Here is a 15830-nt window from a genome sequence, read left to right as displayed (position 1 = left end):
TCACGCGGAACGCGGCTATATTAATGACGTGATCTGGAGTAATCCCGATGCGTTTTCGAGTGAACTGGACGTGCAGAACATGATGAGTCTGTATCCCGGAAGGTTCTGACGACACTTGTTGACAATCGGCCGAGTAAGGCGATTAGATCACGCCAAATACAGCTGCAAGCTGGAAGTGACAGCAACGCACCTGTGTTGCAGCCATTGAGTAAGTACCAACACGAGACCTTCTCGTGCAACCTGGCGCCTTGTTTGACGATATTGAAGTGAGCCACCTGCTGGCAAAGGTCACTCACCTCACCTCCGCATGTTCGTCGTTTGGTGAAAGGCAATTTCCTTTGATCCGTTCTCGTAAATTTGCAAAGGCCGCTTTCTGCGCCTCACTTTCATTCGAGCAGCACGCAGCATCCAAACACTCCATCTTTGCTCTCAAAGTGAAATGTTGCGTCGATCAATTGAGACCGCCGCCTAAACCGAACCTTCGCAACCAAGCTTTGCAATTTCCGAAATGCTAACCGAACAGACCTTTGTCCGAGACTACACCCGATACCAGTTTTCAACTTCTCGGGCGGCTTCTTCGGCTGTAAAAGTAGTCTCTACCTCTGCGATTGCGTACTTTACTTCGTCTGAGCTAGCACTGAGTTCTAAGGCGTCCGCATCCAGATCATGGGCTGACCCTGCATTTGAATAGATCGTATCGACCCCAATTCTGATGGCGTGTCGGAGTTGCAGCAGGTGCTCAAAAAACCGCACATAAATCATCTCCTCGTACGGAGAATGAATATCCGCTTCAGAGATCAAGCCCAATTCTGCGGCCTTGGCACACGTCAAACGCCAAGCCAGTTCCATTGTGGATGGTGGCGCGTCCCTGGCCTCTTCAGGATGTCCGGGGTTCGCAAACGTAGATCTTCGAATAGCTTCGAGATTGGCACGTAAGCCCTTTGTGGGAACCGGATAGATGAATTTGGTTTCCTCGGAAGCTAAGGCAGGCTCAATCTGATCCGGCTGCGTCTGGATGAACTCTGAAAACCTGTTTCCGATGATAGGGACTTCGCCCACAATCATGTCTGTGGGATCGGAATTCTCCGCCTGCCATCGCGCTAAGGTTCTCCGGCCCCACAATCCGGCGGCCCTTCGGATCAACGGATGAGTTCCATCCGAAACATCTGGATACTTTGTTAGTATGTCTTCGGTCTGAAACGCCGCGAGCCCCTTATCCCAACGCATGATATGCACGCGACGTCCCAAGGAGATCGCAATGGATATTTGCTGGCGCAATAGGAATGACTTTCCAGATGCCGGCAATCCAGTGAAGAAAACCATGCGGCAACGACGTGCAGCGTCCGCTAGGTGTCTTCCAATTTCTGCGTCCGCAAAACTGTCCTTAGAAATTACGAATCTCCTCATTCGGTGTCGGCAACAGCGTTAGGTAGCAAACGCAACTTGGTTCCAGAGCCGCTACAAACATTCTACGCCCGCCATTCTGAAAGCGATGTTTGCAAGCAATCGCGGCGTTAGTTCTCTGAAACTTCAATACCGGCAATGCGAAGCCCATCCATTATCTTTTCGATCAGCTCCGTTGGCATTCCACGTGCTCGATACGGTGAGCGTGGATCGTCAAGAAACTCCGGGTGTTCGTTTTGCAAGCGTTGCGCCATCTCTTGCGCCTTTTGTTGCTCGCCGTCCAAAGCATAGCTTGCAGTCAGGCTTGCCATCGACATGGTGGATTTCGGCGTACCCCAGCTCAAGATGACTTTTTGTGCCTCATTATAATTGCCTTGCAAGATCGCGTGCAGCACCCAAGCGTTATTGTAGCCAGGATGAAGTTTGGGGTTGAGGTCTTTTGCGCGGGAAATCCACTCTTTACCTTTTTCAAACTCGCCGGAGTAAGCAAGAAAGATACCCAGATCCGCGAGGGTCCAGGAATCATTGGGACTAAGCTCCGTGGCGTTCTTTGCGTGTTCAAAGAAGACCGCCTTGTCTTCTCCCGTCATTCTGCTGAGGATTGCCAGGGCGTAGTGCGCATCCGCATTGTCCGGGTCTTCCTCAAGTGCACGTGTGGCGGCGTCTCGGGCCTTATTTGCCCAATCCGGATCGGTGTCGAATGATCGTTTCTTAGACTCGAGATAGTTAAAGGCCAATCGCGACCAAGCAAGAGAGTAACCAGGTTCTTCCTTCACGGTTCGCAATAGACAGTCCCGAGCCTTGCGATGCGCTTCAATGCTGAAACTTTGATAAAACCAGAATCCCAACAGATAGCATTCATAGGCTTTCAGGTTTTCCGGTGCCTTGTCGCGGATAGCCTGCTGTACAGAAGTGTTGAACAACGGGGCATCGCTTGAACCGATTTGCGAGGCGACCTTTCTTGCAATCTCAACCTGGATATTCATGACATTTGCGATGCTGAGGTCCATATCAAAGGGGCCCGGCGGTGTGAGTTGACGGCAAGTCCTTGCATTGATGAATGTAGTTGTCACCCGCAATTTCGAGTCAGACCGTTGGGCCGTGCCGCCAAGTATGTAATCGGCCGCTAGCGCATCCCTGATCGCTTCGCAATCTTTGTTACTGCTGAAGTCGGCTCCAGCTTCGGGAGCTATAACAAACAGGTTAGAGAACTTCGCCAACAAGGCGTTAAGATCACGCGTCAAACCTTCAGCAAAATACTCGTCTTCCTTGTTTTCCCCGATTGTTTCAAAAGGTGTAATGACAATCCGCGCACCTGACGGAAGGTCGCGCGGATCATCTCTTCCAAATACAAAAAAAGCTGAAATCGCGGTAGCTGTGGCGACAACAGCCGTCGCGGCAGTCCATCGGATCGTTGCGCTGCGCTTGGGTTTGACCGCAAGTTCCGGAGGCCAGGTCCAAACCTCGACCTTATTGGCGATATTCTTCAATTCATGGGCGCCAGCATGCGCAAATTCCGCGTCCACCTTTCCCGAAAGTTGATCGGCAACTGCTTTGGAAACACAAAGGCCTCCGGGCGGTGCGATTGCTTCCAACCGAGCCGCAATGTTGACACCGTCTCCCAGCAGGTTATCGCCATCTGCCACGACATCACCGAGATGTATTCCGATACGAAGGTTCATGCGCCCTTTTTCCGGCAGATCGAGGTTCCGGACTTTCAGCTCTCTTTGAATTTCCAATGCACAGCGGGACGCGTCCGTTGCACTTGTGAATTCAGCGATGACGCTGTCACCCGCGCTGCCGAACACGCGACCACCATAGTTTGAGATGAGGCCATCAATGAGTATTCGGTAGCCCTTTAGCGCTGTAATGGTGCCCTCTTCATCACGCCCGATCAGGCGTGAGAATCCCACAAAATCCGCAGCCATAATGGCAGTTAGACGGCGTTCCATAAGTCCCCCCGTACCACTTTAATGAAAGTTACCTGGGTTCTCGAACAAAATCTAAGTTCTTTCCCAAGCTCATAACTACTCATTTGGATAGAGATAGATCGGCCAACTTTGCCTAGACTTCAGATGGTTCACAAACGCTTGGCCGCTGCCTTCGGAGATGCGCAACGCTGTGCTATGATCTTCTGTGACCTAACCACAGAGGTACACTTTTGATGCGACCCGAAACGCGCAATCGCATTTTGACGCTCGGTATTGCCATTGCTGTTATTGCTGCGAAGCCGAACGCTGCCCTCGCTTCTGATGGAGAGTGTGGTGCGCCAGATGCACCGTGCACACTGGAAGGCGGTGAATACTACGTGGCCCTGCCAGAGGCTCCGGATGAACGACCTACCGTCATTTGGTTGCACGGTTATGGACGGTCTGGAAAGGCGATGATCCAGAATTCCGCCTATGTTGACCCTTTCATCCGGCGTGGCTACGCGGTGATTATGCCGAGCGGGCAGCCCAGTATTAATGACAAAGACCTCGATTGGGGTGTGGCTGACGGATATGACCTGGCGCGCGATGATGTAGCCTTTATCGACGCCGTACGCGCCGACGCGGTGGAGCGCTTCGGAATTGACCCGTCGCGAATACTGATCGCAGGCTTCTCCCGCGGCGGCTCGATGGTCTGGGACATTGCGTGCCAAGCGCCAGAGATGGCAAGAGGTTTTGCCGCTGCGGCTGGGGCGTTCTGGGAGCCTATGACCACTGAGTGCGATGCGCCAGTTCACCTGTTTCACGTACACGGCTTCAAAGACAGAATGGTGCCGTTCGAAGGCCGAGAGCTGACATGGGAGGGTGTCGATTTTCACCAGGGTAGCGTCATGAAGGGCTTGGACGTCTGGCGCCGAGAAAACGCCTGCTTGGGTAGCGCGGAAAACAGCTTTGGCGACGATGGTTCGATGCAGAAGGATTGGATGGACTGTGAGGCCGGCTCGATTCGGTTGAAGGTCACCAAAGGCGGACACGGCGTTCCGGAGGGCTGGCGGGACGCGGTGCTAGACTGGTTCGAAGCTCTACCTTGAGCACTCGAGTGCCTGCCGACCCTCCGCGAATTTTGATCTGATGGGCATTCAGTAGCATTCAACATGATTGGTAAAAGGGGTTGAGAATGAGAGAGTAAGTTTCCGACTACTATGGTCCCAGCCGCAGGCTGATCGACCAGATAGCTGATAGCCTGAAGGCCGCGAGCATTGACCCGAAGAAACTACGCGCCGCGGATTTCTAACCAATCGATGAGTTCCATTTCCGAGGCAGACAGACGACTTTACAGTTATTGGAGAAACCGAAGTTAACGACAGGCGCGAATGTACTTGATATTGGTAGTGGCTTGGGTGGGGTCACCAAAACAATTGCAGAAGAAGCAAGCGCTAAGGTTAGAGGCATTGATCTGACGCAAGAGTTTTGCGACGCAGCCAAAACCATTTCCGATTGGAAACGTTAGAACAACATCAATTCAAGGGATGTCGAGGCCGTTCTCTCGTCCGAAATCGGTATAGAAGCTGTCACTGCGGCATCGGTTTAAAGTGGCTTCGTCCGCTTCTCTTGGGTCGGTGCCAGGGCTTCGGACACCTGTTCCTTCTATGAAGCGATTCACGAGATTAAAGACACCGCAAACTTGGATAGCATCGAACAGCGCACTCTCCGACCAGCCTGCCGCGTAGACTGCTTTTGCGTCGGCTTCCGTCATTCGGGATGGTGAGACGGTGAGCTTTTCAATGTATGCCAGTAACGGTTTGAGTTGGTCTTCGACGGGTGCCGTATCGCGGTCTTCCATCAGTGCCTCGATTGTCTCGACCTCAATGCCGTAGGCTTTGGCGAAAACGATGTGCGCCCCATGGCAATACGCACAAGCATTCAAGCCAGAGACATAAGCTGCGATTAGTTCACGCTCAGCAACCGAGAGGTCGCTCTCGCCCCTCATAACCAGGCTTTCGTACGCGCAAAGCGGCGAAAGTTTGTCTGGAAAGGCTTGATAGACACTTCCAAGCGTCGCGTTCTCAGGCAGAGATGGAAACAGGCGTTTCATTCAATTCTCTTTCAGTCTTGCTTTGGATAGCTTTGTCTCAAAGTGAGGAACCTAACGGTGCATACGCAACCTTAAAGCAATTCTGGGATCCGCACAGAGCTTCTGTTGGAATACAGCCGAAGGTAAGTTTGCCTAACAACGCCCCAATGTGATCGTAGTTTGGCTAAAAGCAGTTTCATTTGAGCCTTTCTCGTAAGTCTGCAAAGCCAGCTTTCCGTGCATCGCAGACCTTTGAGTTCGAAGAAGCACTTTGAACCTTGGGCTCAAGGCTGCCACCCATCGAAGTTTCACGACTGACCGTTGCTCGGGTGCAGCGGGTGGTTGGCCCGTGAGACTGCAAACGCTTGATAATTGCGACTTATGTTAAATCTCGAAATCCCGGCTTTCTGCCACAAAACCGGTGCGAATTTCCGACAGTTTCAGGAAAACGAATGTTTCTTCCGGTGATATCTTGAAGGACGATGCCCGCAGTATCACTATTAGACTAAGCGTCCTAAAACCAAGTCTTGTTCATTGTTTTCACTCCCTGATTGGCTGCGCTCCAAGCCAAAGCAGCTCACCGAAGCAAAACAAAAGCCCGCAAGCGAGCTTGATGCCGAACCAGTTGCGAAGGTCGGCACCAATATCGACCGGCCGGTCATCAATCTTTATCGGCCCCATATCACCTCCGGGGATTGTCTGATTGTCACCGGGTATCAGGACTTCTTGTCTTCGCTGTCGATTTTGATGAAGGAATTGCCAGAGCTGAGGGATCCCGAAAACGACAGCGATATCCGGATCCGGATATCGTTCGGGATCGACACAGCGAATACCAAAAGGCTGACAAACCCCAAGCCAGTCACCGAAGAAATGAAACTCTACTGGCTGGAGCGCTCCGGGCTTCAAGTGGAGGAGGATCACGATCTTATCGCTGTGCTGGCAAAACACGCCATCAAAACCGGGAAAGTTGATCTGCGTGTCTTCGATCCGGAGCTCGCCAAACGCAAGTTGGGGATATCTGGGGATCGGCGGCTTCACTCAAAAATCGTCAGCTCACCAAAAGGTGCCGTCGCCGGGTCCGCAAACTTTTCCTACTCAGGGCTCTACAAAAACATCGAGTATGCCGATGACCTGGATGCGGGCACTCATGAACTTCAGGTCGAACGCACAGAAGCCGCTGAGCAGGCTTGGGATGTGTCTGTCGATTGGAATACCGAAGCGCTGGAGATACTCGAAAAGCTTATCAAACCGGTGACCGCTGAAGACGCGATGGCGCGAACTATCTCGGAGCAAAAGGGGTTCGAACCCTGGCTCACCGGAGACCGAAAAGATATCACGAGCCACACGCTGTTTGGGTATCAACAGGAGCTGACCTATGAGGCGTGTTCCATCGTCTATGACCATGGGATCGCCTTCGTAGAAGCGCCAACCGGTTCGGGAAAGACAGAGATCGGCTGTCACCTGGCTGAAGCATTGTCAGAAACATTCTCAGAAGTCGTGCCCCGCTCCCCCGTCCATGGCGTTGCGCGAAAAAATGCGGCTGTAATTGCCCCGCCCAAAGTTATTCCCAGTTGGCGCAAGTATTCGACAAACTCGCTCCAACCTGTCGCGAATAGCAAACTTGCCAAACAACACCTCCGCGGCGCTGGCGATGAAGAAAAATCTGGGCTCAGGCTCGATCAATTTGGCATTCTGATAATCGATGAAAGCCACACGGTTACACCAGGCTTTGAACAAGCATCTCAAATGGCTTCAGCCATCGAACTTGCCCCACCAAGCTGGAATGTCTGTCTGTCGGCAACGCTGCTCGGGAACCGGGATGTCGACTGGTTGACCCATATGCAGGAGAAGCGGGCGTCCATTTTCATGACCCCAACCTTCATTCAGGCCATGGGTGAGTTGTTCGAGCGCGAAACCCACGTTCCCAAAGATATCTTCAACCAGGATGCACAACTGGCCGTTTTGTCAGAACCCGACACGACGCTCACGCGAGAGGCTCGCACCGAACTCGCGCAACTTGTTTCTCCGTTTTTGACACGCAGACAAAGGCGATGCATTGGCGAGGACGAAGATCCCAAGAAGCACAGTTACCCGAAACTTGAAAACCACGGGCGCCCGAAGAAACTTAAGGTGACAAAGCCTCAGCAAACACACCTGGATGAGATTGTGGCACTCTGTAAAGAACTTGCGCCTGGCGGTCGGGTGACCGCTGTCGAGAAAAGCCGGTTCGGGCATGTCAGCACGCAACAAAGCACCCAGGACCAACTCTACATCCGCAACCTTTTGAACATTCTGCGCGTGAGCGCCGCCCAGGCCAATTGGGAGATGTCTCATGGAGCTATTGGCAAATCGCTTCGCGACTTCGAGCGTGGTGGAAAATCGAAGAAAAAGGTATCCCACCACGACCAGTCCGACATGTTCGCAGCACTGGGAATAGAAGCGCCTGAACCCACAAAGAAATGCGACGCTCTAAACCAAAAACTGGGTCTCAGTGTTCTCAAGGAGCTTGATGAGAAGCGGTATGAGGCGTGCCTGAGAATACAAAATGAAAAAGACAGGGTCGTCTTTCTCGCAGAACGGACGGACACACTGGAGATTTTTGCAGAAGCGCTGTCGCGCAGAGGCCACCACACCAACTATGTCGTGGGAAACCAAACCAAGGGTGAAGATCGCGCCGTGAAGGCGATCTTTGGAGATGGCCCCGACAGTTTCAAGCGTATCAAACAGGGCAAGTCCGTGGAGTCTTACTTCCGACCTGGAGGAAAGAACGAACCAAAAGGATCTGCATCGGTTTTTCTGACTTACAAGATGGCTGAAGGCATCAACCTTCAGTCGTCAGACACGCTGATGTTGCTTGGTCTGACCTCAAACCTGAAAGAGCTCATCCAAGGTCTGGGTAGGATCGACAGGATCGATAGTGAGTTCGGGGTCGTCAATTACCACCTTGTTGATGTGCCAGTAGGTCAGTTTGCATCTGACGAAAAAATCGCCCAGCGCATAGAGAACTATAAAGCTTTGGCTGGGGAGGCGCTAATCGACGCCGTTTTAGAAGAAAGCACCGAAGACGCAGAACTGATCCTCAAGCGGGCTTTGCAAAGTTTGGCGAACAGCTCTCTTCTGACATCCAAGGGTAGGTCTTTATTCTGCGGTCGCAGATCGCATTGCAGCCGTCCGTTGCAAGAGCAATGTTTTGGGTTGGGTGAGCTCACAGTCAGCGGACGAAGCTACCCTTCGGTTGCGGGAGATCAAGGATCGGGTCGAGCCCAATACAATCATGTTAGCGATGAAATAAATACATGGCTGGCCAATCCGCCTAAGTTTGCGGACTTCTCCAGTTTCAACTTGCAGCCATAAGCGTTCAACAAGTCGACTGTTATTGCCAAACCCAATCCGGTGCCGCTGACAGAAGTGTCCAGCCGCCCCCCGGAACGAAGCACCCCTTCACGTGCATCTTTCGGAATTCCAGGCCCATCATCCTCAATGCAAAATTCAATGCCGCCCTCAACACGTTTTGCAGTGAAGTGAGTTGTCGTTCGACACCACTTGAGCGCGTTGTCGAGGAGGTTTCCAATAACTTCTTCAACATCCTGAGTGTCCATTCGGACCTGAAGCCCATTCTCGCAAACTGTTGTCAGTGATTTACCTTCGCGCTCTGCCATCACCGAAAACAATCGGGATAGCCTGGCGACTGAACCCGAAAGATCGGTTCGCGAGTGCGTAAGCTCAGCTGTGTTTGACGCCCGCATGCGCGCAAGAGAACGCTTAAGCTGAGCATCAATCCTGTTCAGCGCCTCGTCAGCAGGTTCGGTGTCTGCTCCTTTATCCGACAAAATTGTCAATTCGTTTCGCAGTATTGCGGTGGGGGTTTTTAGTGCGTGCGCCAGATCCGCAGCCTGCCGCCTGGAACCAGACACGATCTCGTGGTTTCTGTGTAGTAACTGATTGAGGTCCTCAACAAGCGGCGAAACCTCTTCTGGATAGTCTGCCGGATTCAGATCGTCTCCCTGATCCCAGCGATGCGCCACATCTGCGCGCAGTTTCCTGAGGGGGCCGACAATTGCAGTCATCAACAAAAGTGACCCCGCAACTCCGATAAGGCCGACCAACCCGAAAACCGGCAGCAAGTTGTTCTGCGCGGCCCTGCGTTCGCTGATCAGTTCAAGCCTGCTTTCAGCGACCGTCACGCCCCATTCGGTTCCGTCTTCGAATGTGATTTTCTGATAGACGCTACGAACCGCTTCATTGTCCGGGCCAGTGGTGTTCCAGACGATTACCTCTTCCCTCCCACGTGCGGGTTCGGAAATTGTATCGTCAAAGAGCGAGGCAGACGTAAATGTGGTTCCGTCGCCGTCCGTCACTTGCCAATACCTGCCGGAATAAGGCGTTCCGTAGGCCGGGTCGAACATCAGGTCACGCAATGCTTCGGGTTCATCAGTAGACGCACTCAGGCCAACAATAAGTTGCGTATGCCTGTCGCGCAGCGTCTCGTCGAACTGCTCCAGAACGCGGGTATTGATGTAAGAAAAAACAACTAGCGTTCCAACACCGACTGACAGCGCACCTGTCGCCAGGCCACCAAGCAAAGCGCGTTGGCGCAACGATAACATCAGGCTGTATCGATCATGTAGCCGCGCCCTCTGACCGTTGTGATGAGGTCAGAGCCCAGTTTTTTACGCAGCCGGGTTATGAAAACGGCAATGGTGTTCGAGTCCCGGTCGCCGTCATACTCGTAAATGTGCTCTGACAACTCGGTACGTGACACCATGCGACCCATGTTGTGAGCAAGATAGGTCAGCACAGCAATCTCTTGCGCGGTCAGATCGACGGGAATTCCGCCAACACTGACGCGTCCGTTTCGCGTATCGAGCGTGACGTCCCGCATTTCGATAACCGAGTTCAACTGACCGCTTTGTCTGCGCAGGATTGCTCGCACACGTGCTGCCAACTCGGGCATGTGAAACGGCTTGGTCATGTAATCATCGGCACCTGCGTCAAGGCCATCCACGCGCTCGCTCCACCCATCGCGGGCCGTCAGGATCAACACCGGCGTCTTAACGCCCGCACTGCGCCATTCACGCAGGACAGAAATACCATCGCGTTCCGGCAACCCGATGTCGAGGATGATCATGTCGTAAGGTTCGGTCGCGCCCAAGTGGAGGGCGTCTGTTCCATTGTTGGCCACATCTACAACGCGGCCCTCTGCACTTAGAAGTTTCTTAATCTGCTCGCATAGCTGCGGTTCATCTTCTGCCAGAAGTACTCTCATATTCAAAAGCTACAGTCTCAACGGCTTTGCTTTAAGCCTTAATTTTTGCCATTGCCATTGCCGTTCCCGCCAGAATTGCCACCACCGTTACCACCGCTGTTTCCGCCACCATTCCCGCCGCCGTTTCCACCTCCATTGCCACCGCCATTGCCGTTGCCGTTGCCACCGCTGTTGCCACCGCCATTGCCGTTGCCATCGCTGTTGCCGTTGCCACCACCGTTTCCACCAGCATTGCCATTGCCACCGCTGTTGCCGTTGTTTCCACGGCTCGCAGAAGCTCCACGGTTGCTGTTGGTGTTGCGGCTGTTGTTGGCGTTGGCGGGGTTTGAACGGGCTGCTTTCGATATTTGACGCCCAACACTGGATCGATTGGAAACGACTGTACCGGTCTGGGCATTTACAATGACACTGACAATTTTTCCATCAGGCTTTTTGACAAGAATACGATAGTAAATTTGATCAGCCTGAAACGCGCGCGCATCGACCGGAGTGCCGCCATAGGCTTTTTCGACACCTTTGATAACCCGTTTCAAACGGATCGTGCCGCCAGTCAGGGTCGCCTTGCGCAATTCACCTTGCTTGAGTTCACGCGTCTGCGCAGCCGCTTCGCCAGCGGGCCAAGCAACAAGCAAGCTTGCAACCACCAAGATCACCTTCGTACGCATGAACGTCCTCGTATTCGCCGCTAGAGGTTACGTTTTTTGACATGAACCGATGATGAACAAGCAGTTAGCCCTGCGTTCAAGCACCCTCAAGTTAAATGGCAACGAACTTTGAAGATTCGTGCGCGAATAGAGACGATAGAACACAGGTAGTCGGTTCAAAGACCGGTGTCCGCTATTCCCCACCGAGGAGGTTGATATGAAAATCACCAGTTTGAGACTGCTAAAAGCATCGACCCTGGCAATCGCGTTGCTGGGATCAACAGCCATCGTAGCCGCCGTTGCGGTGCCGGATGTTGCCTTTGCAAAGGAAGGTAAAGGCAATGGAGGCGGAAAAGGTAACGGTGGAGGCAACGGCAAAGGCGGCGATAACGGAAACGGTGGAGGCAACGGCGGCGGAAAAGGCAATAGCGGCGGCAAAGGAAACTCCGCCAGCGGAGATCATGGTGATCACAGTTCCGCCGGTAGCAAAGGCGGAAAGAATGGTGCCGACAAAAGCCGTGGTGGCCAAAAAGCCGGGAAATCCTCTGCCGGCAACTCTAAGTCAAAGTCTTCGCGCTCTGCTTCGGGCAAGGGCGGCCGTTTTTCCTTAAAGGACTTCTTTAGCGGCAAAGGCAAATCGAGAACGGTAGCCAACTCGAAGGAAGGCTCGACCACCAGCGGCAGAAAACAAAAGCCGAGAACGCACAAGAAGCCTTCGAAAACAGTAGTTGTCGAAGAATCCATTCGCCCAGCCGTACGGACCAAGGGGAATAGGATGGCTACGCTGCTAGGTGCCCACCCGTCTGAATTAGGGGCGCTCAATGCAGCCAACGCCAGCGCAACTGCCTTGGCGAACGCAGCACCCAATTCTCGCGTTGGTCGAATTGCCAATTACCGCGATACCGTATTAGCCGGAGAGCCGTTGCGCGAGGAGCTTGCCGAACAAGTGGAAGATCTCGCCGGACTGGAACCTCCAGAGCGAACAATTCCCGAGATCGAAGAAGACTTGCGCACCGCACTGGATGACGTGCAGGAGAATCAAGAGAAGGTCGAAGACCTTGAACAGGCCCTCGAAGACGCCGGCGGAACTGACCCTGAGATCGAGGAACAACTGGAAGAAGCACGTGCGGATTTAGATAATTCGGTCGAAGAAGCACAGGACCTGAACGATGAACGACAGGCTGCCGTCGAATTCGAAGAAGCGACCGAACAAGTGCAGGAACTCGCTGATTTGGTTGAGGAACAGGAACTGAATGAGCGGGAAGCCTTGGAAGCCGCCGCCAACAAACCAGTCACAGATGCCGTGGAAGAAGAAGTTAAGGCGCTGTTGGGCCTGTAGTAAAGGACCACTGCCCTTTCGCGGCAATTAACCTGAAATGCTGACCACTCAAAGAAGCACTGAAAGCTGGGCCAGCCAATTGTTTCCCATGGAAGGGAAGAGGCTGGCCCGCAAATCTTTAGGCCGACCAAAATGCCAAATGCTCGGAGCTTCGTCCATGAGCGTATAAAAAGAAACCCCGCCCCTAGAAGGGGCGGGATTCAGTTTTCAATTCCAATATTTAGGACGAATACCGGGAATTGTTTGGGGGTCTGCTGAACTGCCTTCAGACGTTGTTATGTGCCTCAGAAAGTCGCTTGTTTTTGACGATCTGTGTTAATGCATTTTCGATAGGAGGGAAGCGACCACTGCTCGATTTGGTCGTGGTAGACAAACGTTCCTCGGCGATAATTCCGGAGGTTTGCATCGCAGCTGTTGTGCTGGACTCTTCAGTCACAAAGGCAGACTTGATCATGCGTTTCCCCTTGTCAGCGATCAAACGGATTACACTCGTTCGACCCAACACGAGCACTATGCATCAGCTTGGTTGAACACTCTGAGAATACATTGTTCACGTTCGGTTAATGTTGATCGCGAAATAAAGACAATCGACTAAATGGGCGACTTGGTGGTCCAAGAACATTTTAAGTGAGTTCTGCCATGACAAACTCCACACATGGATTTTGTAGTTTCACAGATGGGCTACCACATAAGAAAGCGGCACTTCGCCGGTGAACTCGCCAAGACCAGTTCAGGAATATAGATAGGCAATAAACAAAAAGAGGGCGCTGGGAATGAAAATCAATGTTGGAATTCTAGCGGTGGCATTGGCCATACAAGGCGCGTCAATTGCAAATGCAGATCACAGCCTTTGGAGCTGTAACGTAGGGCACGTTAGTGGGGCTGACGCTACCGTGCCAATCCATGTGAAATCCAAATCTGGACATTGTCCGCCGGGCTTAGCGAAAAAGGCTATCCCGTGCGTACCGCCTGGACAGGCCAAGAAATACCGCCGCGGGGATTACATCTATGATGGGTATGTCCATATTGATGATCCCAGTCGTTGGGGCCTAAGGCGCAATGGATATTACGTGCAAGCCGGAGACTACGTTTACGAAGTAAACCGCGAAACACATGAGGTGCTGAACCTGATTGGTGCTGTCGCCGACATTCTTAATTGAGTGCTTTGACTACTTCTTGGCTATAGCGCCCATTCGGTCGTCTCGCAGCAGCCGACCGTTAGAGCGCGATGCGAGCCTTCTTTGCAGGATGCATCGAGCACTGAGTGGTCTTGCATTGAAAACTGGTTGCTGCGACTGAATTCCCCAACTCTGAGTCCAATGTAGAAATGGTCCTAAGCTGGCACTTTGAAGCTCAGCCAAGCGGATGCGAAGAATGATGGCCGCAAGGCTCCCGTCCAACCACGGCGTATTTCCTCTGCAACTGGGAAATTGCTGGGCCCATTTGTGAGTATCCGGTTTGGGCTGCGGCCCACCGCCAAGGCACCTAGAAGCGCAAGGCCATCACGAACCCAAATCGGAAATGTGTGAGATCGGTTTCCATCACAAACCAACCTGCTACAGCGAAACCCTGCTCTTACTCAGGCAAACCGGCTAGTCGCAAAGACGCACAGTCTTTCTCCAGCCTTTTTCTGCCAGAGAAAAGTTGAGTTATCGCCCAGTCCGATATGGAAAACTGAGGGCGGTATTTCAACACATTCCGTGCTTCATCGCGAGCGGCCTCAAGGTTTTCTGTCTCTACATGGACGATTACGAGGTCGAGGTGACCAAAGCCTTCAACCCTTTGACCATATTCGGTGAATGCTTTCTTGGCTTCCTCGTATTGACCGTCAAGTCGAAGGGCTAAACCCAGAACGCCTGCATACCAACCTGGATAGTGAGGGTTCAGGGTAATGGCTTGTTGTGCGACTTGGATCGCTTCATTTGCCTGGCCATTGAAAGCTAGGGTGATTGACAGTCTGGCAGCCACGTCAGCGTGGTTTGGATTTAGCGCTAGTGCCTCGTTGAACTTATCTATAGCCGAAATCAGCTTGCCATCGATTGCATCTGCAAAACCCGCAATAGCGTGAGCCTCTGGGTTATAGCTGTCTATTTCCAGAGCCCGCTGAGCGCAGTCACGAGCCTCCGCTAGCGCGGCACGCCGGTCAGCAACAAATCCATGTCGTGCTTCGACAGTGCAAATGAATCCCAAAGTACAATACGGAGCCGAGTAACCCGGGTCGAGTGCAATTGCCTGTTGTGCAAATCGGCGAGCGTCGGCCTGAGCTTCCCTAGTAATTCTGCGCGAAGCCTCCACGGCCTTTAGTTGAGCGGTCCACGCGCCTAGGTTTTTCGTGCCGGATCCTCTGAAACGAGCCATTTCTCCCGCCAAAAGTTCGACTTGTAACTCGGTTGCAATCCTAAGTGCGAGTTCATCCTGAACTTCGAATACATCTTCAATGAGGCGATCATAGCGGTCTGCCCAAATGTGCATACCGGACTTTGCATCGATTAGCTGTGCTGTGATCCTCACCCGGTTCCCGCTTTGACGGACACTTCCCTCAAGAACAAGATCGACACCCTGCTCCAGACCGACCTGTTTCACGTCAACGGAGCGACCTTTGTAGACGAATGTAGAGTTACGCGCGACGACCAGTAAATTCGGGAGTTTTGATAAAGTGGTGATGATCTCTTCGGTAATTCCATCTGCAAAAAACTCCTGATCGGGGTCAGAAGAAAGATTATCGAAAGGTAAGACGCCGATTAGCAGAGACTTTGTATGGCTAGCCGGAGTTACTCCCGGTGGGGCAGAACCTGGCGGCGACCATTGGAAAACTTCTATTGGTGACGGCGCGTTCTTAAACTGTCGCTCTCCAGCGCGATAAAATTGCTCAGCGAGGCGCTCGTCAAGGCTGCGATGGACGACATCTGAAATCAACACAGCCCCTTCGTTGGAAGCCTCTTGTAGACGTGCGGATAGATTGATGCCATCGCCGAAAATGTCATCTTCGTCGAATACGACATCTCCAAGATGCACACCCACTCGTAGTTTCAATGAGGACTGAGTTAACACCTGGCTTTGAAGATCAAGGGCGCATCGTACTGCATCAGATACCGAGTTTGTCCGTCTTCAGAGTTTTTCGGAGAGCTGAGGCGTTTTCGTAACGGAGGCTCTGGTTCGATTTCTGTTTGAGTTT

13 protein-coding genes are annotated in these 15830 nt (G+C 52.6%); 5 read left to right on the top strand and 8 right to left on the bottom strand.

Features of this window, described 5'->3' with window-relative positions; all coding sequences use genetic code 11:
- Positions 1–537 precede the first annotated feature (537 nt).
- Together AC2FLP_RS21545 and AC2FLP_RS21540 are read right to left on the bottom strand one after the other, a co-directional pair.
- Positions 538–1323, bottom strand: a complete 786-nt coding sequence (locus AC2FLP_RS21545; protein ID WP_496686394.1) for a hypothetical protein — start codon at positions 1321–1323, stop codon at positions 538–540.
- Positions 1324–1514: 191 nt separating this feature from the next.
- Positions 1515–3356, bottom strand: coding sequence for an adenylate/guanylate cyclase domain-containing protein (locus AC2FLP_RS21540; RefSeq protein ID WP_496686391.1), 1842 nt, complete (start codon positions 3354–3356; stop codon positions 1515–1517).
- A gap of 212 nt (positions 3357–3568) precedes the next feature.
- Between AC2FLP_RS21540 and AC2FLP_RS21535 the strand changes: the two genes are divergently transcribed.
- On the top strand, positions 3569–4423 hold the full coding sequence (locus AC2FLP_RS21535; RefSeq protein ID WP_496686389.1) for a CE1 family esterase: 855 nt from the start codon (positions 3569–3571) through the stop codon (positions 4421–4423).
- 251 nt (positions 4424–4674) lie between these two features.
- Positions 4675–4842, top strand: coding sequence for an SAM-dependent methyltransferase (locus AC2FLP_RS21530; RefSeq protein WP_496686386.1), 168 nt, complete (start codon positions 4675–4677; stop codon positions 4840–4842).
- Between the two features lie 12 nt (positions 4843–4854).
- On the opposite strand, the gene AC2FLP_RS21525 is transcribed toward AC2FLP_RS21530, so the two are convergent.
- A complete protein-coding gene (locus AC2FLP_RS21525) occupies positions 4855–5427 on the bottom strand; it encodes a carboxymuconolactone decarboxylase family protein (RefSeq protein ID WP_496686384.1) in 573 nt (190 codons plus the stop codon).
- A gap of 513 nt (positions 5428–5940) precedes the next feature.
- On the opposite strand from AC2FLP_RS21525, the gene AC2FLP_RS21520 reads away from it, so the two are divergent.
- Positions 5941–8760 carry a DEAD/DEAH box helicase family protein gene (locus AC2FLP_RS21520; protein ID WP_496710077.1) on the top strand — a complete coding sequence of 940 codons (2820 nt, stop codon included), beginning with the start codon at positions 5941–5943 and terminating at the stop codon, positions 8758–8760.
- On the opposite strand, the gene AC2FLP_RS21515 is transcribed toward AC2FLP_RS21520, so the two are convergent.
- The 3 genes from AC2FLP_RS21515 to AC2FLP_RS21505 are packed head-to-tail and all read right to left on the bottom strand — an operon-like array spanning position 8679 to position 11337.
- A complete protein-coding gene (locus AC2FLP_RS21515; RefSeq protein ID WP_496686381.1) occupies positions 8679–10013 on the bottom strand; it encodes a sensor histidine kinase in 1335 nt (444 codons plus the stop codon). The two genes, AC2FLP_RS21520 and AC2FLP_RS21515, sit on opposite strands and share 82 nt — an antisense overlap.
- Positions 10013–10672, bottom strand: a complete 660-nt coding sequence (locus AC2FLP_RS21510; protein WP_496686378.1) for a response regulator transcription factor — start codon at positions 10670–10672, stop codon at positions 10013–10015. Before AC2FLP_RS21510 ends, AC2FLP_RS21515 begins: the two co-directional genes overlap by 1 nt.
- Positions 10673–10710: 38 nt before the next feature.
- Positions 10711–11337, bottom strand: coding sequence for a PepSY domain-containing protein (locus AC2FLP_RS21505; RefSeq protein WP_496686375.1), 627 nt, complete (start codon positions 11335–11337; stop codon positions 10711–10713).
- Between the two features lie 196 nt (positions 11338–11533).
- Here AC2FLP_RS21505 and AC2FLP_RS21500 point away from each other — a divergent pair, with 196 nt between their 5' ends.
- Positions 11534–12655, top strand: coding sequence for a hypothetical protein (locus AC2FLP_RS21500; protein WP_496686373.1), 1122 nt, complete (start codon positions 11534–11536; stop codon positions 12653–12655).
- A gap of 265 nt (positions 12656–12920) precedes the next feature.
- Here AC2FLP_RS21500 and AC2FLP_RS21495 read toward each other — a convergent pair whose 3' ends face one another.
- Positions 12921–13109, bottom strand: a complete 189-nt coding sequence (locus AC2FLP_RS21495; RefSeq protein WP_496686370.1) for a hypothetical protein — start codon at positions 13107–13109, stop codon at positions 12921–12923.
- Between the two features lie 319 nt (positions 13110–13428).
- Here AC2FLP_RS21495 and AC2FLP_RS21490 point away from each other — a divergent pair, with 319 nt between their 5' ends.
- Positions 13429–13815, top strand: a complete 387-nt coding sequence (locus tag AC2FLP_RS21490) for a hypothetical protein (protein ID WP_496686368.1) — start codon at positions 13429–13431, stop codon at positions 13813–13815.
- A gap of 415 nt (positions 13816–14230) precedes the next feature.
- Here AC2FLP_RS21490 and AC2FLP_RS21485 read toward each other — a convergent pair whose 3' ends face one another.
- Complete coding sequence (locus AC2FLP_RS21485) at positions 14231–15706, bottom strand: adenylate/guanylate cyclase domain-containing protein (RefSeq protein ID WP_496686365.1); 1476 nt, start codon at positions 15704–15706, stop codon at positions 14231–14233.
- Positions 15707–15830 lie beyond the last annotated feature (124 nt).

It is taken from the genome of Ruegeria sp. CDSA141 (assembly GCF_059612005.1).
Note: the sequence above shows the minus strand (reverse complement) of the source record. Positions and strands in the feature narration are given on the sequence as shown.